Origin of the sequence: Streptomyces nitrosporeus, assembly GCF_008704555.1 — a bacterium.
Taxonomy (GTDB): Bacteria; Actinomycetota; Actinomycetes; order Streptomycetales; family Streptomycetaceae; genus Streptomyces; species Streptomyces nitrosporeus.
Window position 1 is genome coordinate 1 of record NZ_CP023702.1, and the last position, 22359, is coordinate 22359.

The window sequence follows — 22359 nt, forward strand, 5'->3', positions numbered from 1 at the left end:
TCCCCGCGTGCGCGGGGAGCAGGGGCGGACGTGGGCGGACTGCTGCCAGGGCCGGGAGGTCATCCCCTCGTGCGCAGGGAGCAGATCGGCGTGGCCCACGGCCTGGCGGACGCCGCAGGGTCACCCCCGCGTGCGCGAGGACCAGCGGACTGACCGATACCCCTGTTCATGCTCGGTGGGATCATCCCCGCGGGCGCAGGGAGCAGTTCGACCTGCCCGAGCCCTCGGAGCGAACCACGGGGCCATCCCCACGTACGCGAGGAACAGAGCCAGCACTACCGGCACTCGCCCGACGACGGGGGGTGACCCCTGCGTGCGCAGGGAGCAGTCTTCTTGACCTGCGACGTTACAACGCCGTCCCGGGCTCCCGGACCACTTTCACCGAAACCGGCATACCGCCCGAACCCGCCCTGTGGGCTTGCTTCCGCTCGCGGTGGCCGCCCAGGCCACCGGCATCCGACGGACATCAAAGATCCCCAGAGTGAGCGCGGCCACCGAGCGGTCTGTGCACCTGGCGGGCCCCTCGGGCAGCACAGCCCTCTACATCTAGTAATAAAAACCGAAACGGTCCGCCGACTGCACCGGCGGACCGTTTCGGAAGATCGAGGCTAGTTTGGTCCTGCCCCCACCCAATCCGTACATGAGTTGAGGAGCGTGCTTCCTTCGAAGCGTGCAATTTCTACACCATAGTCCGCTATTCCATTCACGGAATCTTGGGCAGTAGTATTGTAAACAAGACTGCTCCCGTTCCCCCCCGTCTCAGAATGCCAGGACCATTTTTTCACGGAGAACGACGCAGTGAGCGTCAAATAGCGGACGCGAACGTGATGCCCGTCCGCCAAAGTGTCCTTAACTCGCAGGACAACATCGGCCTTACCGTAAGTCGAGCTATTGCTGGTGTAGGAAGATCCAGAGGCACCAGTAGTGGAGCAACTAGCGGTCCCACTTGACGCCGCAGCAGGCGCAGTCGATGCGGCGACCGCCGCCAAGGCTGTCGCAGACAAAACAATACCGACTCGACCGGTGGTACGCGAAAGATTCACTTTCCCCCCTCAGGTTTCAACCAGAAGATACATCGCAAACATATCTATCTTCAAGATCTTTGAAACCATTCCTACTCACTAGGGCTAAATTAAGACGCCAATCCACTGGGCAAACACCTCTCTAATCTCCCAGAGCTGCATTTTACGGATCATCTAAGTGGCCGGTTCCCGCCTGCGATGTACCGTCTTCATGACGGTGAGCCTCCTATGGATGTGCCACCGAACGTCAGCCGCCACTGCACGAAGCACCACCTCGTTTCAGCAGCCAGCTCTCTGCACGCAGCGGTTCATCTATCCTTCTCAGGGGCCAGGAAGACGTCCCGCGAGAGCACCCCGGCCGGGCCGGGCGGAACCCCCCCCCCCCAGGCCCGGGGCCGGGGCCGGGGCCGGTCGCAGGGCCGATGCCGGGCAAGCCGCTGATCTGATTCCTGCCCCGTCCAGGCCGCAGCCCTGTGGGTAAGCCTCCTGGCTACCAGGCAAGCCCCCTCCGAAAGGGCCCAGCGGGAGACAGGGTGTCACCGAACCACGACCGGGACGACGACGGCCGCGATGCCAGTCATGCCGCCGAGGCCGACGAGCATCGGGGTCGCCACCTTCAGGTAGCGGTGCGCGGGGTCGACAAGCAGGAGCACGAACAAGACGACGACGAGCAGGACGAGCGAGGACATGACGGGGGTCTCCTTCAAGTACGGCAAGCGCTCCGGATGAGCGCGGGGCCTACAGTCCGCGCCGGCCGCCGGTCATTCAACGTCTCGCGAGAACCCGCTCCAGCCGGACCCGGAAACGGTCCTGGCAGGGCGTGGAGCGAACTCGCGAGGGCTGGACAACCGGACGGTCGGGCACTGTGGCAGCACACTGCGGCACGACGGGGTCAGCCACGCAACCCCTCACCCCCCTTTGATGAAGGAAGCCGGTGACCTGCCCGGGAAAAGAGAAACCTCGGGTGACCACCCGCCACCCGCGGGGCACCGACCCCGCACCCGCCACCGACAACCCGGGGTTGTCGCCCGACCCGGACGCGGTGCCGCACGCCGTACCCACCACCGAGCACCCGGACGGCACCACCGCCGCCACACCGACGCTCCGACCGGCCGGGCGACGCCCGCTCAACACCGACCCCACCACAGCTGGGTGACAGGCGGGGGCCACCCGGCCGACCGGCGGGCACGACGGACAGGGCAGACCGGAGCGGACAGGGCAGAGGGACGACGCGTCCGATGCCGACCCAACGGGAAGCCGCCACCACGTGCGGTGCCAGCCGCACGACGATCCGCCGGCACCGCGAGGCCGGGAACCTGCCCCGCGCGGTCCAGGACCAGGCGCGAGGGTGGCTGATCCCGGTGGAGGATCTGCTGGCCACCGGGCTCCGGCTGAACGCCCCCGCCGACCCCGACATGCCGGCTGCGGATTCGGTGGCGGCCGGGACCGGCGAGCACCAGGAGCACGGCCACGGCGACGACGGCGATATGGACGAGCTGGAACGGATACGGCAGGAGCACACTCTGGCCGTGGCGGCCGAGCGGCACGGGCGGGAGCTGGCCGAAGCGGAGACCAAGTATCTGCGGGAGCAGCTCAGGGCGCGGGGCAAGCACATCGCGGACCTCCCGCCGGCGCTACGGACGCCGACACCCGCCCCAGCACGAACCGAGCTACCATCGTCCGTTCCCGGGCAGGCGGGCGGTGGGCGGCCCGGGCGGGCGCCGAAGCCCCAGAAGACGGAAACGGCCGGCGGAGAACAACGGCGGTGGCCTCGACGCGGGCCACCCTCTCGCACAGCCGGGCCACCTCCAGCGCAGCCGCGGGCGCGGGGAGCAGATGTACCTCACCCCCGCGACCGTCACAGCCGGCGCGCCCTGGTGGGACGTCACCATCTGCCTCGTCCTGCCCCTGGCCGCCACCTCCGCCGCAACACCCGCCCCTGCCCACCCGCCTGTAGCGTCGCCCCCTCGGCCGACCCGGCCGAGGGGGCGACGCAGCGGGTCACGAACGGCGGCGCTTCCACCACTCGACGCCTACCGTGGCAATGATCGCTGCGGTGACCTGCGAGACCAGACTGACGACCAGCTCCGCCCTTTCGACCGGTGCCCAAATGATCGCTGCGGTGACGCCTGCCGTGACGGTGGTACCGATTCCGACCAGAACAACCGCGCGGCGGTTGAGCCCGGCGGCATACTGGAAGCGGACGAGGACCTGTTTCATATGCGGGATCTCCTCCACGCTCACCGGCCATCTCCGACTCTGACCCCGGAAAGATGGCCGGTGCTGCGTTTGTGTGAGCAGTTGCGACCGAAGCGGTTGCCTCGGCATGCCAATAGCTTGCACACGAAGGCCGCTGGTCCCCAATCACGCATTTCAAGCACGCAGAATTAGCAACGGAGGGAAAGGGGGTGTGGGGGTACCCTGCCCATAAAACCTTGGTTTTATGGGCAGGGTACCCCCACACCCCCTTTCCCTCCGGCACTAATTCTGCGTCTCCACAACAAATGTGACTGAAGTCACAATGAGAGTTGATGGACGGTCACTTTTATCCGAATCGTCACCACGTTCCACATCGTCACCACGTTCCACCATGACGGGATTTCTATGACCGACACTCGGCTCACCGCTCGAAGGCGGTTCGGGTCCGACGCGATATACCGCCTCCATGACAGTGAGCCACCTGCGGACGTGCCGTTCCGCGCCAGTCATCTAGACACAAGGCACCACCTGGTGTCAGCGGCCAGCCATCGCCATAAGCCACAGAGCTGGAAGAACACGCCCTGCCTGATCAACCGTCACTGCCGCCAGCCCACTGACATGAAGCCGACACATCACACCAGGGCAGACGGGCCGAATCGGTCAGCCTCAGTCACCCCTTCTTCCAGAGGGTCACGTAAAGCACCACACGGCTGGGAGAATTCATCGAACCGGATCCCGCTTCTGGCCCAAAGCTCTTCACTCGAAGGAAGGCCACCCCTGCATCGGTAACTGTGCAGATCAGCGTGCCTGGCTTCACTTGACCTTGATTCTTGATGGGCGCGAGATTGATGTAATCCATACCGGAGCTTTGCGCAGACTCAGCACAGTCCTCAGCCCCTGTCGGCTCCGAGGAGATGACCCCCCAAGGGTTCGCACTACCAAATGCGCCCCACACACAGTTTCCGTAGTAGAAATCAATCGACACCTGCTGACCGTTATTGGCAGCCTGTGTCTTCATAGCGGTTAGATCTTCGCTTGAGTAAAATTTGGAAGTTCGCTCTTCGAAGTCGGCATACCAACTCCCGCCACAGTCCGGCAGTGTTAGCCCAATGGTTTTACTCTCGTAAACAAGAGCGTATGTGGCAGGCTTCTTGACCTCCGCAGACGCGGCAGACGAAGCCCGGGGCGTGCTTCCACCTGGCCGTTCCGTGCCCTTACCTACCCCTTGACCAACTTCGTTGTGGTCACGACCGGCACAGTCGGCAGCTGTAGTGCAGTTGTTCTGCGTATTGATCTTCGTCGTATCGCCACACCCCGATAGAAGCAGGGCCGCACTCACCGCCAGAACGACACCGTGAACGGTATGCCCCTTCGACACTCGCAGTCGGTCTCTCATCATTCGCTCTTGTTAACATCCCGGCCAGCACAGTACGAGGTTGTGCTGCAATCGTTCCTCACGCTGCCCTTGTCGGAATCCGCAAGAAGCATCGCGGTACCAGTGATCACCGCAGCAACGATAACGGCCACGGCGGACCACATAGAGATCTTCTGAGTGGTATCCACAGTTCCTCCAAGATCGATTTAGTTGTGCTGGATTACAGACATCATCCGCTACAACACCATCCCGCCTTGGCAGTGTTGCCGTTCTGGTACACATCCGGAACAGCCCTCAACTGCTGCACACGGGGCAGCCATCTCCCCCAGAAGCACAAACACGGCACCGCCGAGGAGACGCACCGGGGCGGTGGCCTCTCGGGCACGGCGGTCCGCCGGGGCAATGCGGGCGATGCGAGGGGAAGCGCGGCACCGAGCGCGGCAACCGGGGTCTCGGTATGCCGGTCATCCGGCAGCGGAACGCCCGCCACCACGTCGCCTCGCTGCGGGGCGTTTCGGCCAGGTCCCGGCCGCCGAGGTACCGCCCGATGCCGGCGGCCGCGGCCGCGAAGCCCTTCTCGATGGCCGCGTTGAACTCTCTCCGTTCGGTGGGGGTGCCCTGGGTGGCCATCACCGCCAGGAGCACGGCCACGGCCAGGGCGCCGCCGCCGAGCGCGCCTCCGGGGATGCTGTCGATCACGTCCATGACCGGTCAACTGCCGTACGCGGCTGCGGGATGCGTCCGGGTTCGGAAAATCAGCCGCAGTCGCCGGCCTGAAGAGAGATCCGGTTGGAGCCGGTGGGTGTCCGGCGGCGGAGAACGTGGGCGCGGATGAGTCGAACGGTGGGCGGGATGGGAATGGGGACGTGTCCGTGGCTCCACCGGAGCCACAGGGCGTGGTCGCCGAGTTCGGCGGCTCTGACGAGCTTGTTGAGCGAGTGGAGCTTGTTACCACGGTCGATCTCAATGCTGATGGGCCGGCCCTTACCTGAGCGGTGCTTGAGGCGGAGGTCCAGCAGTTCGGCATGAGGGTGGTCTGGGCGGGCAGGGAGGCGAACCTCCCGCCGGGCGTGGTAGTTGAGGCCGGCGGCCCACTCGATGGTGGTGCGGGTCAAGAACTGGGTGACCTCGCGTGCGGTGAGGTCCGTGAAGTGCTGGCGGTTGAGCCAGGCCCGTAAGGAGACGGCGGCAGCATCGAGCCCTGTTGTGGTCTGCATGGCGCGAGTATCCGACGTGCCGGAGCAACTGGTGAAAGGAGATAGCGACCGGTGCCCTCGGTCGTCTCCCAGTGCTGGGCGGCGGACCCGCGCCGGGGGCGGCACCTTCGGCAAGGGGGTTGCCGTGCAAGCGCCAGCGCTAACTTGTATCTGGATGCAAGTTACGCGCCGTAACTTGCATCCAGATACAAGTTAGGGCAGGCGGGCAGCAGCACTCGCGGCACCGCCTGACGTACGTCTTGCGGAAGCTCTCGACCGTGCCGGGCCGCGTTCCTGAACAGGTGTCAGGGGGTCAGCGTCGTGTGACCGCGTCACCCGTACCGGTGGGGTGCAGCGCGCTCCGGGCCGGGATCGGGGTCCTGCGGCACGGTGGGCGCATGCGCCCCGTGATCGTGTTTACCGTCGTGTTCGCCGCTCTCCTGACCGGATGTGTGGCGGTCACACCGACGGACAGCACCGCGCCCCGGCACCACCCTGCCGCCCTCACCGCGTCGCCCGTCGCGACGTCTCCCGCCGCGCCGCCCTCTCCGTACGTCGATGAACTGGCGCGGACCGAACCGGAGCCGGAGTCCAACAGCTCCTCGGCCCCCGTGGGCAACAAGTGCCGGGGCGCCGCCGGAGCAGAACAGCGGTCCGGCAGTGTCCGTGCCGCGCCGTGTCCAGCCTCCGGCACCCCGCCGGACCTACTGGGCCCCGGCCCCCCGGCGAGCCCCGCAGCAGCGTCCGCGAAGCGACGGTCGGCGCCGACCGTCGCTTCGCGGACCCGTCCTCGACCCCTGCATGCTGTCCGGGTGCGGGGGGCTCTGAGTCGTCCGGCCGGGCGGCCGTAGGGTGGCGCACATGCTGATCGCGAGTCTCAAGCCCCGCACCATGGGCGGTACGACCAACACCGGGCTCCTGGCCTACGCCCTGGCGCGCGCCGGCCACGCTGTCGCCTGCTACGACGCGGACGAGTCCCTGCAACTGTCGGCGTGGGCGCGGGACGCGGGTGACTTCCCGTGCGAGGTCCACGAGGCGGACACCCCCGCGTTCGCGGAGACGGTCTACCCGACAATGGACCACGGGCGGATCAATGTGGTGGACGCGGGGCACGCCGAGAACCACCCGGACGTCGTGGACAGCGTGCTGGAGGTCGCGGACCTTGCGATCGTGACGCTCTCGCCCACGCAGCCCGATTACGAGCGGCTGACGCGGCCGGAGCGGGGCACCCCGCTGGCCAAGGTCATCAAGCGGTCCGCCGCCCTGCGCGACAGCGGGCAGCCGCCGACCACCGTTGTCCTGCTGAACCGGTGCCAGGCCGAGGCGGCCAGCCCGAAGAAGTACGCGGACCTGCTGACGGGCGGCGGGAAGGACGGCACCGAGCCGGCCTGGACGGTGCTCTCCACCCGGATCCCCCGGCGCGAGGCCATCGCATCCGCGGTGGGTTTCCCCTGCGACAAACCCGAGCGGAAGGCCCCCTACGACGCGCTGATCACCGAGCTGACGCAGCGCGGGCACCTGCCCACGGTCCGGTGACCGGGATGGCCGACACCGAAGGAGCGGTGGCACGTCGGGACCGGGCGCGCGCGTTCGTGCCCGAGCTGCTCCCCGAACCGCAGGACATCGAGCGCACCGGGCCCCTGACACCCAAGGAGCAGCAGACGCTCGACCGCGTCCACGCTGCCCGTGACCATCACCAGGTCGCGAAGTGGATGCGGGGCAAGGCGCTCGCCGTGGCGTTCAGCCGCCAGCTGTACCGGGGCGAGGACGGGCAGCGGACCCGCCAGGAGTACCTGGACGATGAGTGGGACGGCATCAGTGAGTCCGCTGCGTACCGCGAGATCGGTGAGTGGCCGGTGGCGAAGGCGATCTCGGATGCGTGCGAGCGGCCGGCGCCGGACTCCCACGTCCGGGCCCTGGTCGACGTCGCCGACAAGCAGGGTGCCGAATCGGTCGCCCGCTGGTACGCCGAACTGCGCCGCCACGGCCAGCAGGCCGGACGCCGGGTGACCGCTGACGTGGTGGCCAACCTCGCGGACTTCCTGCGTGAGGGCGTCGAGCCGGAGCGCCTGGAGGCGCTGTTCGCCCCTCGCCAGCTTGCGCCCGCCGCCGGCAAGCCGAGCAAGTCCACCCCGGGCGGGCGCACCAAGCGCGGTGACGAGGCGGTGGTGGGCACGATCGTCCCCCACAGCCGGGACGGCTCATTCCCAAATTTGGGAATGAGCGCCGACGGTGCCAGTCCGGCCGAGGAGGGCGGGCGGTGGGTGCTGAGCGTGGATCACGTCGAACGGCTCAGTGCGTGGATCACCAGCGGAGCGGACCGGGCGCAGGTCAGTCCCGACCAGGCGGCGGATCTCCTCCTGGAAGCTCTCACCAGTTCGGACGCTCTGGCCGGTCTGGACGCTCTGACCAGCGACGATTTCCAGCGCTGGATCGCTGCCCGCGACCAGGTATAGCGTCCTCATCACGCGGGAGGCCCCGGGGCGATTGGTGCGCCCCGGGGCCTCCCCCTGTGCCGTGCTGTACTGCTGTCAGGTCAGATGGTGATCTCGTTCTGGCCGGGGATGGTGGCCGGGCCGGCGGCGGGTGTGGTGGTGAGGTCGGGGTCGTGCTCGGGGTAGCCCTGGGCGATAAGGCCGAGGGCAGCCTTGCGGTAGTCGGAGGTGCGGGAGGCGGACGCGCCGCCGAGTGCGGCGGCCAGGGTCGCGCCGTCGGCCTGGGGGTCGGCCAGCAGGACCCGGGCGGCGACGCGGGTCTTGATCTGCACGACGTCGAGGGACGACAGCGCTTCGGCGTGGGCGGCGGCGGCGCGGGTTTCGGCGGCGAACCGGGCGGTTTCGGCGGCCCGGAGTTCGGTTTCGGCGGCCGTCTCAAGATCTGCGGCAGCCGCCTTACGGCGTGCGGCAATCTCCTGTGCGGCTTCCTCGGTGCGGGCCTTCGCGGCGGCCTCGTCCGCCGTGGCGCGCGCTTCGTCGGCCTCCGCCCGCGTGATCCGGGCCCGCTCTTCAGCCGTCTTCCGGTCGGCTTCGGTGGCCTGCGCGGTCTCTTCGGCGGCCTCCTCCAGGGCGGCCCGGCGGTCCTGTTCGGTGGCGGCGCGGCGGGCGGCGGCGAGGGTGGTCTGCGCCTGGAGTTCGGCGGCGGCACTCGCGCCGTCGGCCTCGGCCAGGGCGACCTTCTCCTGTCCGGTGACACGGGCACGCAGCTGCGCCAGCTCCCCCGCGGCCTTCAGGCGCTCGGCCTCGGCCGCGGTGGCCTCCAGCTCCTTCTGGTGCTCCAGTGCCCGTGCGTGGCGCTGGGTGGGCTGCTGTTCGGCGCGGCGCATCCGGGCGGGCAGGGCAAGCGCCTTCTGATGCACGGGCAGAAACACGAACCAACCACTACCGGTCCGGCATAAATGAATCTGGATCGCGGGAGCGTATCTGCCGACTGGACGGCCCTATAAAGGGTGGCGGAGAACTCTGGATCGAGCACTCCGGATGCTCCTTAAGTCACTCCGAGCGTGGCAGGGATTACTCCGAGCCTGGGCGCATTCTCTACGGTGCTGTCACTGTGATGGGTATCCAGTTGTGGCGTCTTTTGCGGTCTGAATTCTTTATCTGGGCGGGTGCAGAGATTTCCTCCGGGTGCGCTGTCATTCACTCCGGGCGTGCGGCCCGGTGGTCCGGGCGCGGGTCGGGCCGGCTCCGGGCGTGGGCGGCTGCCCGGTGGTGGGTCTCCGGGTTCGTGGCGGGTGCCTCCGGGGGCGCAAGGAAGAACTCCGGGCGCGGGTGCCGGTACTCCGGACGCGTCGCGGGTGTCTCCGGGGGCGCCGGGAAGGACTCCGGGCGCGGGTGTGGGCGCTCCGGGGACGGGTGGGCTGTGCTCCGGAGACGTAGGGGGCGGCTGCGGGCGGGGCGGGCTGTCTGGCCCGGCCGTGCGCAGCTTTGTGGGGCGGCTCAGGGTCGTCCCGTGGCGTGTGGGGAGGGGCCGGGTTGTATGGCTGCGCGGGTGTTATCGCAGGTCAGAGAGCCGTGGTTTCATGCTTCGCTGGATCGGTGGATCCCGTGATCAGTGGATCCGTGGGTCCGTGGGTCCCATGATCGGTGGATCGGTGGATCCAGCGAAGCGTGGTCAGGTCATGGCTTCTTGGTCCCGGGGGTGGGGTGGGGCAGTGGGACGCCCTCGCGGGTGAGGTAGTCGGTGACGGCCTCGGTGAGGAGGGACTTGACGGTGGCTCCTCGTAGAGCCGCGGTGGCGCGGAGCGCGCGGGCCACGCTGACGGGCAGTTCGGAGGTGAAGGAGCGGTAGGGGTCCGCGTCCGGAGTGGGCTGCTTGGAGGGGAGCTGCGGGTCCTGGGGGACCTCGTCGTACTTGGGCATGTTCAGGCGGCGCTTTCCTGGAGGTGGGAGATTCGTTTGCGGAGCCAGGTGTAGGCGTCTCGGAACAGGGCTGCCATGTCGCGGCCCTGGGAACCGCATTCTGCGAGGGGGAGCGCTTTTTCCGTGGCGGTTTTCATGACGGCGAGTTCCGGGAATCTGGTGGGGCAGATTGCTTCCGGTCCGGAAATTTTCGCCATGTCTTCCAGGCGTGCGCGGTGCACTCCCAGAGCGGCCCGGTATCGGGTGGGAATGATTCCCGCGATACTGAGGTCGGGGTTGAGATTATGGCGGTCACGAGTGATTCTTTCGGATACCCGGCGTGCGGCCTGGACGGATTCGAATTCTGCTTCGCACGGCACGACCAGGTAGTCACTGGCCGTCCATGCGTTGTCGGTCAGGTGCGACAGAAGCGACGGCGGGCAGTCGATGAGGACCAGGTCGTAGGTGTCGACCACTCCGGTGAGCGCCCGCAGCAGGCGCCGTTCCGCGCCCGGGAGGCCGGCGGTGAGTCCCAGCAGCTCCAGGTCGAGATCCGAGGGCAGGACGTCGATACGGCTGCTGTAGGGGGCGCTCCAGCCGCACGAGGTGACGATGCGGGCTGCTTCTCCCCGGCCGGGGGACGGCAGGACGCCCGCGAGGCTCGCGGCGGCGCGGTCCTCCAGCGCGGCGGGGAGCTGCGCGCGCAGGCGTCGGGTGGAGTTGCCCTGGGGGTCCATGTCCACCACCAGGACGCGTTCGCCGGCGTCGGCCGCCGCGGCGGCCAGGCCCACGGTGGTGCTGGTCTTGCCGACACCGCCCTTGTGGTTGGCCACGGCGACGTGTGGCGGCAGAACGGGGGGCGGATGGGCCGGTGCTCCCATGGCGGGGCCTTTCGCAGATCAGCGGACGGAACCAGTCCGGGATATCACGGTTCCGTGGTTCCGTGGTTCCGCGCTTGCTTGGATCCGGTGTGATGCGGCGCCCTCGCTGAGGATTCGTACATCGAACAGCGCTTGCGATACGAGCCCGGGTGCGCGGGACAGCGGTGGGTTACCAACCCTCTGATCTGCATCGATGCAGTGCCGACGCCATGTGATACGGGCCCAATCATCCTGCGGCGCGGCTTAGTTGGACGGCAGCGGGTGTCAGCGGCATTACGTAAAGTGCTGGCAGGCCCCGGCAACCATTGAGGGAGACCGCTGTACGGCTTGCTTGCCGGCCGTCGTACAGCGGTCTCCCCCACGTTGCCGATGGGTTCCGTCCTGTCACCCTGAAGAGAGAAGAGGTCCCATGGCAATCTCTGATGTACCCGAAGAGGTGCCTGTGCATCAACTTAATAGCGTTAATAGCGACAGTACCGAAGGACACTGTCAGTCGGGCATCGCAGGCTGGGTGATCCTGTTCGTGGGCGTGCTGTCCATGACCGGGGTCCTCGTCCTGGCCCTGACCGACCGGACGGAAGCCGCCGTCGCCCTCGGCTCCACCGCAGCGGCGGTCTGCACCATCGGTGGCAGCCTGTTCATGCACCGCAGGTAGAACGGAACACGGGTGGAGGGCACCGCCCTCCACCCGTCGCACGGCAAGCGGCACAAGAGCCTCCTGGCCGCGATACCGTGGCACCACAACAGCGGGGCCCCGAGGCGATTTGAGCGCCTCGGGGCCCCCTTGTGGTGCGGTGGCGATCAGGATTCGGGGTGACGCGCCCCTCCCGCTCAGTTGGGCGGGTGGGCCGGCAGCGGATAGTTGCCGGCCCACCCGTACGGCACGGGCTGGGCTACTTCGATGCCGTGACGCGCGGCATCCAGGGAGCGGTACCCGGAGTTTCCAGCGCCTTGAGGTGGCGCCAGATGAACACCCACGTCTCAAGGTTGGCCCCGCCGACGCCGCACGCCCTCAGGAACGCGACGTACCGCTCGTAGTCCGGCAGGGACTCTCCCCGCAGCATGTCGCTGATCGAGCTCCGCCGCAGGACCATGTTGCTGCGCCGCTCCAGCTCCCGCAGGGACGGAGCACCACACCAGACGTGCACGGCCTTGAGCGCCGCCACCAGTTCCGCGGTGCAGGACACCTGCATCGGGTCAGGCTGCCCGAACGCCGGCACCGGCTGCCGCTCCCGCCACTCCTGCCGCAGCTGCCGCTCCAGCAGCTGCCGCTCCCGCCGGTCCTGCAGCTGCTGCCGCTCCCGCCGGTCCTGCAGCTGCCGCTCCCGCCGGTCCTGCTGCTCCCGCCGGTCCTGCTGCTCCCGCCGCTCCAGCCGCTCCAGCCGCTCCTGCAGCTGCTGTCGCTGCCGCTCCCGCTCCCGCTGCTCCCGCAGCATCCAACGCTCCGGCAGCTCCTGCCGCTCCGGCAGCTCCTGCCGCGAAAGGACATCGTCCCTACGGATACCGGTGCGGACGAAGTCCTGCCCATGCTGGGGCAACTGCCCGTGAGCCAGGGACTGTTCCTGACGGCGGAGTTGCTGAAGAAACGCACGGTCTGCCACCCCCATGCCGATGGACACACAGATCCTGTCCAAGACGTCATGGGTTGGTACGTGCCTCCCCGTGATCACACTGTTCACGTCGGCAACTGCCAGGTTGGCGCCTCTCGCAAGCTGACGCACATTGACCGCTGTCTCGGCGGTCGCAGCTCTGTGCGCGAGCCAAGCGAGCAAATGAGCCGACACGGTGCGCTGACGGCCCTCCATGAGCTTCTCGAGCGTGGGGGAGGGAGAAAACCCGTTCACCTCCATGCGAACTCACCTCCGGTGCGGAAGAACCTCTTGAGGCTTCCGTACGCCGCGGTGACGGCGGCGATGAGGGCCGGCGCCAGGAGTCCGACCGCGACCTCGGTCTCGTGACCGGTGTGCCACATCAGCGCGAGGGCGGCCGTGGTGAGGATGAGGACGGCGATGATCACGATCTTGCGGACCCAGCGCAGGGTCTTACGCAGGCCGAACCCCCGGGCAACCCCGGGGGTGATGACGCACCCCTGAGAGGCCGGCAGGGGGTCCTGGAAGGTCGGGACGGGCTGGAGCACCCAGCCGGATCCCTGCACGAAACGCCACAACGACGTCAACGAGCCACACTCCTATTGGTCTTCGAGCCTGGACGGATACAAAAAAAGCGGGGGTTAGCGGGCCCCCAGGACGTCGCCTTCGACGTCCTGCTTCCAGCTTGCCTCACGCGGGGTGACGGTTCCAACTCTCTATTCCCGCTTGCCCACGCGCCTCGGCAGACGCGTCAACAGCGTTCCCCCCAGACACTCCTGACAGGGCATAAATAGACCAATGCCCCAAAACGCACGGTCAGTGCGGAGCACAGGAACGGGCTAGTGTCCGGGCGGGCACTCAGGGCGTCCGGCGGCCGGATGCAGAGAAGGCAAAACATGCTGCTCAGAGCCGGACACTGTCCGGAGCCGTCCGATACTGTCCGGAGGCGTCCGACATCGTCCGGGACTTCCATATCTGGAAGCCGCGGCACGCACTCTGGTTCCCGAGCCCGCTTCACAGCCTGGACGGACTCACGGAGGCGGCGTTTAGCGGCACCACCTCCTACAAGCGTGATCAGAGTCACACCTGAGCGGCGGTTTGTACCCAGCGTACGGACCGCCGCTCACGCATGTCCGCGGACGCGAGCCCAGAGCCACGACCCACAACGCCCCGACTTCGCAGCCGTGGTGGCGCGGGATACCGAACGGCCCTTGGGGGCCCGTAGCGGCCGGTACGGTGGCAGGGCACGCGGAAGGGCCCCGAGGCGATTTGAGCGCCTCGGGGCCCTTCTGTGTGGTGCGTGTGCTGGTCAGGCGTGGGCGTGCTCCTGGTGCTCCTGCCCGTAGCCGTTGGCGATCAGGGTGCGGGCCTCGGTGAGGTAGTCGGACGCGGTGGACTGCTTGACGCCGCACGCCTGCTCGATCTCGTACAGGGCGACCGCGTCGCCACCGGCAGCGAGGACCATGCGGGCGACCTTGCGGACGGCGCGCTCGCGGGGCTGGAGGCGGGCGGTGTCCTCGTCCTCGGCGGCCTGACGCTCGATGCGGGCGGCCTGGGCGCGGCGCTGGGCGGTCTCGTGGGCGAGGCGGGCGGCCTCGGCGCGGGCCCGGGCGTCCTCGTTCAGGGCGAGGCCGGCCTTGCGGGTGTCCTCGGCCGCTTCCCGCTCGGCCCGGGCGGCCTCGGCGGCCAGGCGCTGGGTCTCGGCGGCGGCGGCCGCCTCGGCCCGGCGTTCCTCGGCCGTCTTACGGCCCAGCTCCGCGGCGGAGAGGCCCTCGTGGGCCAGGCGGGCGGCCTCGTCCCGCAGCCGGACGTTCCGGCTCTCCTCGAGGGCGGCTTCGTGGTCGAGACGGGCCGCCTCAGCACGGGCGGTTGCCTCGTCCTTCAGCGCCACCGCGGTCTTGCGGGCGTCCTCGGCCGCTTCCCGCTCGGCCCGGGCGGCCTGGGCGGCCAGCCGCTGGGTCTCGGCGGCGGCGGCGGCCTCGGCCTGGGCGTCCTCGGCGGCCTTGCGGCGCAGGGCGGCGGTGCGGGCGGTCTCGGCGGCCTGGTGCTCGGCCTCGGCGGCGGACAGGGCGGCCTGCGCCTGGATGCCGGCGGTCGCGGCGGTGGCCTCGGCACGGTGCGCGGCGGCCCGCGTCTCCCCGTCCGCGGTGGCCTTCAGCGTGGCCAGCTCCGCCTCCTGGCGGGCCTGGTCGGCCTCCTTGGCCAGAACGTCCATCCGAGCCTGGTGAGCGTCCTCTCGCTCCTGACGCTCACGCTCCCGGCGCTCTGTCTGCTCGCGCAGCTCCTTCTCGCGGGCACGGTCGCGCTCGGCCTGCTCCTCCTCGTGCTTCTGCCGCTCCAGGTCCTCACGCTCCTGACGCTCGGCCTGGCGCTGGGCCTGCTCTTGGGCCTGCTCCTGGGCGTGCATGCGGGCCGGGATGGCACGGGCCTCGACCACGGTGACGCCGTAGGGGGCCAGGAGGGCGGGCATCCGGTCCAGCAGCGCGGCCCGGTCCTGCGCGGTGCCCCGGGTGTAGCGGACGCGCTCCTTCTGCCACACCCGGTAGACAGCCAGCTCCCGGACGAACGCGCGGGCCTCGGCGTAGGAGGCGGCGTGGACCTTCGCGTGCCGGTAGATGGTCTTGGTGACGCGGTAGTTCATGACCCAGTCCGCCAGGGTGAGGGCCTGGTCGTCCAGGTAGCCGCCCTCGATGCGGGCGGTCCGCACGATCGCCCACCGGGCGACCTCGGTGAGGATCACGTACGCGAACGGCATCATCGCGTGGCTGCCCAGGCGCCCGGGATCGGCCTGGAATGCCTGCCAGAGGCCCGGGGAGCCCTCCATGCCCTCGGCTGCCGCCGTGACGTTCAGACCGATCGTGACGGCCGTCAGGACGTGCGCGCACATCCGCACCCACGGCCGGGACATCCGCTTCCAGGACAGCCACAGGTCAGCGGTGTACAGGGCGATGATCAGCCCGTCCATCCCGAGCGGGAACGCGTCCGCCTTCCACCCCGTGTAGCCCCAGCCCTCCGCGGCGTCACGCAGCACCCCGTACGACAACCCGAAACCCGTACCGGGGTGGCCCGGGTGGGTGTGAAGGCCGAGTGGGCGGTGCGTGCCGAGAACGCGTCCTGGTGTTGTCAGGCGGCGAAGCCGATGTTCGTCACGTACTCGTACTGGCCCCACTGGCTGCCCAGGTCCGGCAGGACACCGGTGGTCCAGGCGTCGTCGAGGGCGTGGCTGTCACTGGTGGTCCAGGCGGTCACGATGTGGTCCCAGCGGCGGACGTTGATATGCCGGTACTCGAGGGTGCGCCGGTGGGGTGCGGAGACTTGGGACTGGTCGAGGGGGTGGATTTCCACCCGGGTGCCGCCGGAGGAGTTGAGACGCTTCAGGAGGTGACGGGCGACGTTGTGGCGGCGCACGGTGCGGTAGGCCTGTTCGACGCGTTCCAGGTTGGCCTTCGATGGGTTCTGGGTGCCGGCGAGCCATGCCTTCAGTGTGCGGTCGGTGACGGTCAGCCCGGCCGCGCGGGCGGCCTTCATCGCCTTGGGTGACGTCGTCAGGTAGTGGAGGCGTGCGAGCAGACCACGCGGGGTGGTGACGGGGGTGACGATGAAGTCGACCAGTGCGTCCAGGCGGCGGGCGACGAGTTCGCTTCCCCTGGTGCCGCGGGCGCCGAGCCTTCCGAACTCGTGATTCCGGTCCGGCATCAGGCTCCTCCCCCCGCCGCGTTCGCGCCACAGGCAGCGTATTCGTCTTTCACCTTGACTTCGGCAACGCCGCGGCCCTCGGGGAAGACCTTGCGCCAGTCACCGATGACGTGGAGCTCGTCGGTGCCCATGGCCCGGATGACGGTCAGGCCTTCGTCGTGGGCCTTGAGGGCCTTCATCCACAGGTTGGCGAACGCCTGGGAGCGGATCAGATGCATCCAGTCCGGGCGGTAGAGTTCCCGGTTGTAGTTCGAGGCTCCCATCGTGGAGACGAACTTGGAGTACATCGCCTTCACATACTCCAGCGTCACCTCGTCGTCCGTGGCGATCGCGGTGTCGCGGGCGTCCTTGAGTGCGATGCGGAACTTCTCCAGCAGTCCCTCGGTGGCTCCGGAGGTGAACGACTCGTGGATCTCGGGCGGCTCGCACAGCCCGTACTTCGGGCCTGACAGGCGCAGCAGGAGGCGCAGTGTGGGCTCGGTGATCCACAGGGGGCCCGGCTCGTCGCGCTGTCCGATCGGGTTCGGCAGCACGTCGTCGTGGTCCCAGCGCGCCGGGGTGATCAGGTGGACGCCGGCCCGGCGGTGGTCGTGGTCGGATCCTGTGGAGTGCTCCAGCTGGCCCAGTGGGAGGTGTGTCTTGAGGGCGGACAGGTAGGCGCCGTTGATGTCGAGGGCGGTCACCTTGTGCTCGCCGGGCGGCAGTTCGGTCCGCGTCCACTTCGGCCGGGCTTCCCACACCTGGTCGGGGCCGCGCGCGGACTGCTTCTTGAGGATGTCCGGCATCCACGGATGGGCGATCACGTCGTACCTGCCGCCCTTGCGTGTCTCGTCGAGCAGGGCCATCGCGTCCGGGATCGCCTTCTTCACCAGCGCCGCTGTCGCCGCTTCCGCGTCGCCGCCGTGTGCTTCGAGCGCGGCCCGTACCGATCGGCCGATCAGGTCGGCTGACTCGCTGGGGAGCTGCACAGCGCGCCGGGCTGTAGAGCGGTGGCGGTCGGCAGCGGGCCGCTGGGGCGCGGGGGCGGAAGGCTCCGGCCGGCGCGGGGCAGGTTCCACCGAGCCGTCGGCCGCGGGTGCGGCGGCGTGGCATTCGGCGGCGTCCAGGTGCTGGGCGAACCCAGCCATCCGCTGGGCCGCCGGGTGACCGCACAGCACACACGGTTCGCTGTCGGCCAGTTGGATCACACCCTCGTCGGGCTCGGCGTTGTCCGTGCCGCCGGACGGGGACTTTGGCGGGGGTGGCGTCTTCGCGTGCGCGGGCGTACCGAGCTTGGCGGCCAGGCCCGTCGAGGAAGTAGCCGTATTTGGCCCGGGTCTCACCTGACGGGTCCCGGCCCGCCTCCCACGCACTCAGTGTGGAGGCACTGATTCCGAGCGCGCGGGCCACCTGCGCCTTCGACAGACCAGCCTGTTCGCGCAGGCTACGGCGCACCTGAGCCTGCGGAAGTTTTGCCTCGGGGCCCACTGAGGCGAGCAGCGAGTCGATCGCGTCGAAGTCGCTCATCACACCGCGGCTTTCAGATGTAGGTAACAGGGTTGCGGGACAGGTGTGGGCTCGGGGTGGGCCGGCCCACGCGCGGGTCACCGCGCAGCAGGTCGCCCTCGAGGGCATAGCGGTCGCCGTGCTTGGAGATCCCGGTAATCCTCGCGACGGCGAGCACGATGCCGTCGGTGTTGATGATCTGCACCTCGTCCTGGGACAGAGCCCGGTCGGCGTTGAACTTCCACACACCGCGCCCCGCCTGCCATGCCTCGTCCTCAGGCATCCCTGGATGCCATCCGACCGTGGCGCGCCCCAGGCGGTCGTCCGCGTCAGCCGGCCGCTCGGCACCCAGCTGGATCTGCAGCACGCTGTCCGCCCTCCCACCATTCGACTTTTTAACTTGTTGGAAAGTTATCAGCGGCTGGGGGGACTTCGCAACAAGTTGAAGAGTTATCGGACTGACCGACGGACCGGCGAGCCCGCCGCCGCCCGGGCGGCCAAGGAGGCACATGGCCAAGGCCCCACGCCGAGGTACTGCACGGCGTCCGCGAGGGCACCTGCGCCCCGTGCGGCACACCTCGCGCCGAGCTGGTCCACCTGCGGTTCACCCCCGACGCGAACATCGGCCGCAGCAGCGGATGCGGCAGCGAGACCCCACCGGGGATCCTCGTCTCCGCCTCACCGAGCAAAGCCGCCCACTCCGGCGTGGGCCGGTGGAGGCGGCGGGGTGAGGGGGACGGCAGGCGTCACGGCCCTGCCCGGCGCGGCGGGGCGACGGGCTCTGCGGGGGCGTGCGCCCGGAAGGCGGCGGTGACACGCCGGACGAGGAGGGACTGGTCGCTCGGCGGTCATCATCGCTGTCCACGGCGTGCGGCACGAGGACCCCGGTACGGACCACACGCCCTACGTCCTGCGCCATGAGCGGGCGCAGGACGTTGACGAGCCGTGCGGCGGTGCGGTTGGGGACCGGCAGCACGATGGCGTCGAGGCCGCGGGGCAACGGGTTGCAACTCCTGCATACGCAGCGGATGACCGGCTGGCCGTATGCGTACCGCCCTGCCGGCGAGCCGCCCTCCAAAAGGATCGCCGCGCCGAGCGTGTCCACCGCCGGCTGCGTACCGGACTCCTGGGCCTCGCCCCTCGTGGCCGGCACGACCACGGCACGGCGCAGCCGGAGCCGTTCGGTGATCCGCGCGGTCGCGTCGGCTTCGGTGGACCATTGCCGCGGACCCGGCGGGTGCGCGTCATCCCGGGAGACGGTGCGGTGCGTCGTCCCAGGCCATGGAGGACATCCTCCAGCCGGCTCGGGTCCGTAGGAACTGGGTGGTTTTGTGGCCGTGGCCCTCGAAGCGCACTCCGTCCCGGGTGCCCGACTTGCGGTACTCGCTGAACCGGTGAGCGACGGATCCGAAGATCTCCGTCCGCGCGGAGACCTCCCACTCGGAGAACTCCGTCAGGGTCCCGTCGGTGAGCATTCTCTGACGCGGCTCGATGAAAGCGTCCAGATCCATGATCACCGGATCGTTTCCGGTGTTCGAGACGATCGTCCCCTCCGGGACGAACAGTTCGCGGATCACCTGCAGATCAGGGTGCCTCCCCCCGGTGTTGGTGAAGGAGCCCATGAACAGGTCCGCCAGGCGGTCGATCTCCGCCCGGTCGCCGGACGAGGGTGCGGACCGGTCCCCTGCCGGCGGCCACTCCTGGGCCAGGACGGACCACACCTCGCTGTCGTGGCGCAGCCCGCGGTACGGGTAGCGCTGCCGGAGCACGCCGTCCCGGGTCATGCCGAGACGGCGCGCGGACGCGGTGCTGCGGGTGTTGCCGGCGGAGGCCCACCACTCGACCCTGTTCATCCCGCGCTCGGTGAAGGCCCAGTCGATCAGCGCCCTGCACGCCCGGGTCACGAGCCCGTGGCCCTGCCCGGCCTCCTCCAGCCAGCAGCCGAGCTCGCACACCCCCGAGGAGGTGTCGAAGCGGGTGAACATGACGCCGCCGACGAGCACCCCGTCCAGCCAGATCCCGTATATCCGGCCGTTGTCGGCGGACGAGAGGTCGGCGTAGCGCTGGAGGGTGGCCGTGGCCGTGGCCAGGTCGGTGGTGAGCGAGGCCCAGGGGATCCATGGGTCGACCAGGGGGCGGGCCCGGTCGATGTGCGCCAGGAACTCCGGCGCCTGCCAGGGCTCCAGGGGGCGCAGTTGCGCGTGGTCGTCGAGCGGGGCGGTGAGCATGGGCGTTCCGCCTTCCAGGTCGGGCCGGCCGGAGCGCCGGCAGGGAGACTGCCGGCGGGCACGTGGCCGAAAGGGTGCGTAACAAGCGTTTGGTATGTAGGGTAGCGCCATGCCGCCGCCCGCACCCGGAGATCACGAGGCTCGCCGCAAGGACATGTCCGAGGCGGTGTGGCGCGTCCTTGCCGCCAAGGGGTTCGGCGGTCTGACACTGCGCGCCGTGGCCGCCGCCATGGGTGTCTCGACCGGCATGCTGACGCACTACTTCCCGAGCAAGCGGGCTCTTGTCACGCACGCGCTGGACCTGCTGGAACAGGACACGGCGGGACGCCCGCGCCGGACTCCTCCCGCCGACGGCCTGCCCACCGTGCGGGCCATGCTGCTCGACATCCTGCCGCTCACGCCGGCCGGCACCGCCCGTAACCGCATCTGGGTCAGCTCCTGGGACCTGTCCCTCGCCGACGAGGCTCTGGCCGCCCAGCAGGGCGACAGGTACACGAGGTTGCGCGCCGGTTTTCGTCCTCATCTCGAGACGGCGCGCAGCCTCGGGCAGATCCCCCCGCACGCCGACACCGGCCAACTGGCCGCCGCCGCGGTCGCCTTCGTCCACGGGCTCGTCGTCCAGGCCCTCTTCGATCCCGGACGGTTTCCCGGGGACGTGCAGACCGCCATGGTCGACGGCTTCGTCGCCCGGCTCGCCGGGCCGGGGCCCGGCACGGTCCCGGACGCCGTACGCGGCACCGCGTCGGACGGTGATCACCTGCAGCCGTTCCTGACGCCTCCGCCGCCCACCGCCTGAGGCGGGCAGTCGTGCTGAGCCGTCCCGGCTTCACGGGACGGCCGCACGGGTTGCCCACGAACACATCGTGATGGCAACCGACCGAGGAGACCTCCGTTGCAGTCCTCTTCCGCCCTGCCCGTCCGGCGGGGTGCTCTCCATGTCGCGATCGCGGCCACGGCCTGGGGCACGGGCGGTGCCGTGGCCGCCGTACTGTACGACGTCGGCGGCATCGGCCCCGTCTCGGTCTCGTTCTGGCGGTTCCTGGCGGGACTCGGGCTGCTCCTGGCAGCTCACCTGGTCAGACGGGCCCGGCGGCCGGGAACAGCGTTGTCGCTGCGCGCGGCGTTCGCGGCGAACCCGCGGCGCGCCCTGATCACGGGCCTCGGGCTGGCGGTGTACCAGACGGCCTACTTCGCCTCCGTGCAGCAGGCCGGGCTGACCGTGGCCACGGTGGTGACCCTGGGCGCGGGTCCGCTACTGGTGACTGCCGGAGCCCGGCTCACGCTGGGCGAGCGCGCCGGCGCCGCCGGAATTGCCGCGGTGGCGAGCGGCGTCGCCGGCCTGGTGCTGCTGACGGGCGGTGCGGACGGGAGCACCGGACCGGCTCCCGCGCCGGGCATCGGCTACGCGCTGCTCTCCGCCGCCGGCTACGCAGGCGTGACGTTGCTGGGCCGCCTCTCCGGCCGGGATAACGCCGATGGGGTGTTCGAGTCCACGGTCACCGGCTTCGCGGTCGGCACGGTCTGTCTTCTGCCGACGGCTCTGCTGGAGGGCCTGCTGCCCGACATGGGGCGACCGGCGTGGACGCTGGGCCTGGTTCTCTACCTCGGGGCCGTGCCGACGGCGTTGGCGTACACGTTGTTCTTCGCCGGCCTCGGCGCTGTGCGGGCGACCACAGCCTCCGTCGTCGCCCTGGTGGAACCGGTCACCGCGGCCGCCATCGGCGTCCTGGTCCTCGGCGAGCAGCTCAACGCGGCCGTCCTCACCGGCACGGCTCTTCTGATGTCCGCAGTGGTGTTCCTCGCCGCCACCGAGGGGCCGGGCCGGGCCGCTGCACGACGGACGCCCGGGCGCTGCCGCCCGGGCGCAGGAGGCCGTCGCGCACCTGGGGTCGCGGCGGCGGACCGGCGACGGCCGGGCGCGGTCCGCGACCGCCGCTGATACCACCCTGCCCGCTGCCACCGCCCGCCGGAAGCGTGCGATCGCCCACCAGGGCGCCCCGCACCCCGGCTCCGCATGCGAAGACACACCGTCGACACACCCGTCGCACCCAGCACAGCTGGCGGGCCGGACCCGGCACGCGACGTCCTCGCCGGCATCACCGGCGACGGACGCACGGACACCGTCGGCTCCGGCGGCCCGGGCGTGTACGCGGCCCAAAACCTCTGCCGCCACGTCAGGACCCGGTGACCGCCTCCGCCACATGGTCTGGACGACACCGCCCGGGAGCACCTGGATCTCCCACGGCGATCTGACCGGAACCGGCACGACGACCGTGTGCACCGCAGGCCTCGGCCCCGTAGGACCGCTCGGTCCCTGTCGCAAGGAACCGCCGGAGGCGGCCCGAGCCGGC

Annotated in this window: 20 protein-coding genes and 1 pseudogene; 6 read left to right on the forward strand and 15 right to left on the reverse strand. The window is 69.5% G+C overall.

Annotation, left to right across the window (positions count from 1 at the left end; translation table 11 throughout):
* Positions 1-1558: 1558 nt before the first annotated feature.
* Positions 1559-1738, reverse strand: a complete 180-nt coding sequence (locus CP967_RS33795) for a hypothetical protein (RefSeq protein ID WP_167535288.1) — start codon at positions 1736-1738, stop codon at positions 1559-1561.
* A gap of 248 nt (positions 1739-1986) precedes the next feature.
* On the opposite strand from CP967_RS33795, the gene CP967_RS00005 reads away from it, so the two are divergent.
* A complete protein-coding gene (locus CP967_RS00005; protein WP_150485923.1) occupies positions 1987-2178 on the forward strand; it encodes a hypothetical protein in 192 nt (63 codons plus the stop codon).
* Between the two features lie 845 nt (positions 2179-3023).
* Here CP967_RS00005 and CP967_RS00010 read toward each other — a convergent pair.
* From CP967_RS00010 to CP967_RS00020, 3 genes are all read right to left on the reverse strand, one after another.
* Positions 3024-3266 (reverse strand): hypothetical protein, encoded by a 243-nt coding sequence (locus tag CP967_RS00010; RefSeq protein ID WP_150485924.1) that lies wholly within the window; start codon positions 3264-3266, stop codon positions 3024-3026.
* A gap of 625 nt (positions 3267-3891) precedes the next feature.
* Positions 3892-4239 carry a hypothetical protein gene (locus CP967_RS00015; RefSeq protein WP_150485925.1) on the reverse strand — a complete coding sequence of 116 codons (348 nt, stop codon included), beginning with the start codon at positions 4237-4239 and terminating at the stop codon, positions 3892-3894.
* Between the two features lie 1112 nt (positions 4240-5351).
* Positions 5352-5813 (reverse strand): hypothetical protein, encoded by a 462-nt coding sequence (locus tag CP967_RS00020; RefSeq protein ID WP_150485926.1) that lies wholly within the window; start codon positions 5811-5813, stop codon positions 5352-5354.
* Between the two features lie 840 nt (positions 5814-6653).
* Here CP967_RS00020 and CP967_RS00025 point away from each other — a divergent pair.
* Both CP967_RS00025 and CP967_RS00030 read left to right on the forward strand, forming a co-directional pair.
* Entirely contained in the window at positions 6654-7328 is a 675-nt protein-coding gene (locus tag CP967_RS00025) for a P-loop NTPase family protein (RefSeq protein WP_150485927.1), read from the forward strand.
* Between the two features lie 5 nt (positions 7329-7333).
* Positions 7334-8248: a hypothetical protein gene (locus CP967_RS00030; RefSeq protein ID WP_150485928.1), complete on the forward strand. Its 915-nt coding sequence runs from the start codon at positions 7334-7336 to the stop codon at positions 8246-8248.
* An 80-nt stretch (positions 8249-8328) separates the two neighbouring features.
* Here the strand turns inward: CP967_RS00030 and CP967_RS00035 are convergent, their stop codons facing one another.
* The 3 genes from CP967_RS00035 to CP967_RS00050 form a co-directional block, all read right to left on the reverse strand.
* Positions 8329-9147: a hypothetical protein gene (locus CP967_RS00035; protein ID WP_150485929.1), complete on the reverse strand. Its 819-nt coding sequence runs from the start codon at positions 9145-9147 to the stop codon at positions 8329-8331.
* Between the two features lie 760 nt (positions 9148-9907).
* Complete coding sequence (locus CP967_RS00045) at positions 9908-10150, reverse strand: hypothetical protein (RefSeq protein ID WP_150485931.1); 243 nt, start codon at positions 10148-10150, stop codon at positions 9908-9910.
* A 2-nt stretch (positions 10151-10152) separates the two neighbouring features.
* A complete protein-coding gene (locus tag CP967_RS00050) occupies positions 10153-10962 on the reverse strand; it encodes a ParA family protein (protein ID WP_167535289.1) in 810 nt (269 codons plus the stop codon).
* Positions 10963-11521: 559 nt separating this feature from the next.
* Here CP967_RS00050 and CP967_RS33800 point away from each other — a divergent pair.
* The gene (locus tag CP967_RS33800) at positions 11522-11665 is read left to right on the forward strand and encodes a hypothetical protein (protein ID WP_167535290.1); all 144 of its coding nucleotides are present in this window, start codon (positions 11522-11524) and stop codon (positions 11663-11665) included.
* A gap of 238 nt (positions 11666-11903) precedes the next feature.
* On the opposite strand, the gene CP967_RS33805 is transcribed toward CP967_RS33800, so the two are convergent.
* The 8 genes and pseudogenes from CP967_RS33805 to CP967_RS00085 form a co-directional block, all read right to left on the reverse strand.
* A complete protein-coding gene (locus CP967_RS33805; protein WP_167535291.1) occupies positions 11904-12446 on the reverse strand; it encodes a hypothetical protein in 543 nt (180 codons plus the stop codon).
* Positions 12447-12850: 404 nt separating this feature from the next.
* Positions 12851-13186, reverse strand: coding sequence for a hypothetical protein (locus tag CP967_RS00060; protein ID WP_150485933.1), 336 nt, complete (start codon positions 13184-13186; stop codon positions 12851-12853).
* 722 nt (positions 13187-13908) lie between these two features.
* Positions 13909-15768: a DUF2637 domain-containing protein gene (locus CP967_RS00065; RefSeq protein WP_280116533.1), complete on the reverse strand. Its 1860-nt coding sequence runs from the start codon at positions 15766-15768 to the stop codon at positions 13909-13911.
* Positions 15723-16295, reverse strand: coding sequence for a transcriptional regulator (locus tag CP967_RS00070; RefSeq protein ID WP_150485935.1), 573 nt, complete (start codon positions 16293-16295; stop codon positions 15723-15725). The genes CP967_RS00065 and CP967_RS00070 overlap by 46 nt, the downstream gene beginning before the upstream one ends.
* The gene (locus CP967_RS00075) at positions 16295-17617 is read right to left on the reverse strand and encodes a transcriptional regulator (RefSeq protein ID WP_425281751.1); all 1323 of its coding nucleotides are present in this window, start codon (positions 17615-17617) and stop codon (positions 16295-16297) included. Before CP967_RS00075 ends, CP967_RS00070 begins: the two co-directional genes overlap by 1 nt.
* Positions 17618-17663: 46 nt before the next feature.
* Positions 17664-17909: pseudogene (locus CP967_RS35325) on the reverse strand (helix-turn-helix domain-containing protein); the annotation flags it as partial.
* Positions 17815-18147 carry a hypothetical protein gene (locus tag CP967_RS00080; protein ID WP_150485936.1) on the reverse strand — a complete coding sequence of 111 codons (333 nt, stop codon included), beginning with the start codon at positions 18145-18147 and terminating at the stop codon, positions 17815-17817. The gene CP967_RS00080 and the pseudogene CP967_RS35325, both read right to left, overlap by 95 nt.
* A gap of 877 nt (positions 18148-19024) precedes the next feature.
* Positions 19025-20008: a GNAT family N-acetyltransferase gene (locus CP967_RS00085; protein WP_150485937.1), complete on the reverse strand. Its 984-nt coding sequence runs from the start codon at positions 20006-20008 to the stop codon at positions 19025-19027.
* Between the two features lie 109 nt (positions 20009-20117).
* Between CP967_RS00085 and CP967_RS00090 the strand changes: the two genes are divergently transcribed.
* The gene (locus tag CP967_RS00090) at positions 20118-20804 is read left to right on the forward strand and encodes a TetR/AcrR family transcriptional regulator (RefSeq protein ID WP_150485938.1); all 687 of its coding nucleotides are present in this window, start codon (positions 20118-20120) and stop codon (positions 20802-20804) included.
* 96 nt (positions 20805-20900) lie between these two features.
* Positions 20901-21947, forward strand: a complete 1047-nt coding sequence (locus tag CP967_RS00095) for a DMT family transporter (RefSeq protein ID WP_150485939.1) — start codon at positions 20901-20903, stop codon at positions 21945-21947.
* Positions 21948-22359: the final 412 nt, after the last annotated feature.

What these genes read in the sequence shown, in the direction of transcription:
- CP967_RS33805 (WP_167535291.1), bottom strand. Translation starts at nt 12,446, where the DNA reads ATGCTGCGGGAGCAGCGGGAGCGGGAGCGGCAGCGACAGCAGCTGCAG.
- CP967_RS00020 (WP_150485926.1), bottom strand. Translation starts at nt 5,813, where the DNA reads ATGCAGACCACAACAGGGCTCGATGCTGCCGCCGTCTCCTTACGGGCC.
- CP967_RS00085 (WP_150485937.1), bottom strand. Translation starts at nt 20,008, where the DNA reads ATGCTCACCGCCCCGCTCGACGACCACGCGCAACTGCGCCCCCTGGAG.
- CP967_RS00030 (WP_150485928.1), top strand. Translation starts at nt 7,334, where the DNA reads ATGGCCGACACCGAAGGAGCGGTGGCACGTCGGGACCGGGCGCGCGCG.
- CP967_RS00045 (WP_150485931.1), bottom strand. Translation starts at nt 10,150, where the DNA reads ATGCCCAAGTACGACGAGGTCCCCCAGGACCCGCAGCTCCCCTCCAAG.
- CP967_RS00090 (WP_150485938.1), top strand. Translation starts at nt 20,118, where the DNA reads ATGCCGCCGCCCGCACCCGGAGATCACGAGGCTCGCCGCAAGGACATG.
- CP967_RS00025 (WP_150485927.1), top strand. Translation starts at nt 6,654, where the DNA reads ATGCTGATCGCGAGTCTCAAGCCCCGCACCATGGGCGGTACGACCAAC.
- CP967_RS00015 (WP_150485925.1), bottom strand. Translation starts at nt 4,239, where the DNA reads ATGAAGACACAGGCTGCCAATAACGGTCAGCAGGTGTCGATTGATTTC.
- CP967_RS00070 (WP_150485935.1), bottom strand. Translation starts at nt 16,295, where the DNA reads ATGCCGGACCGGAATCACGAGTTCGGAAGGCTCGGCGCCCGCGGCACC.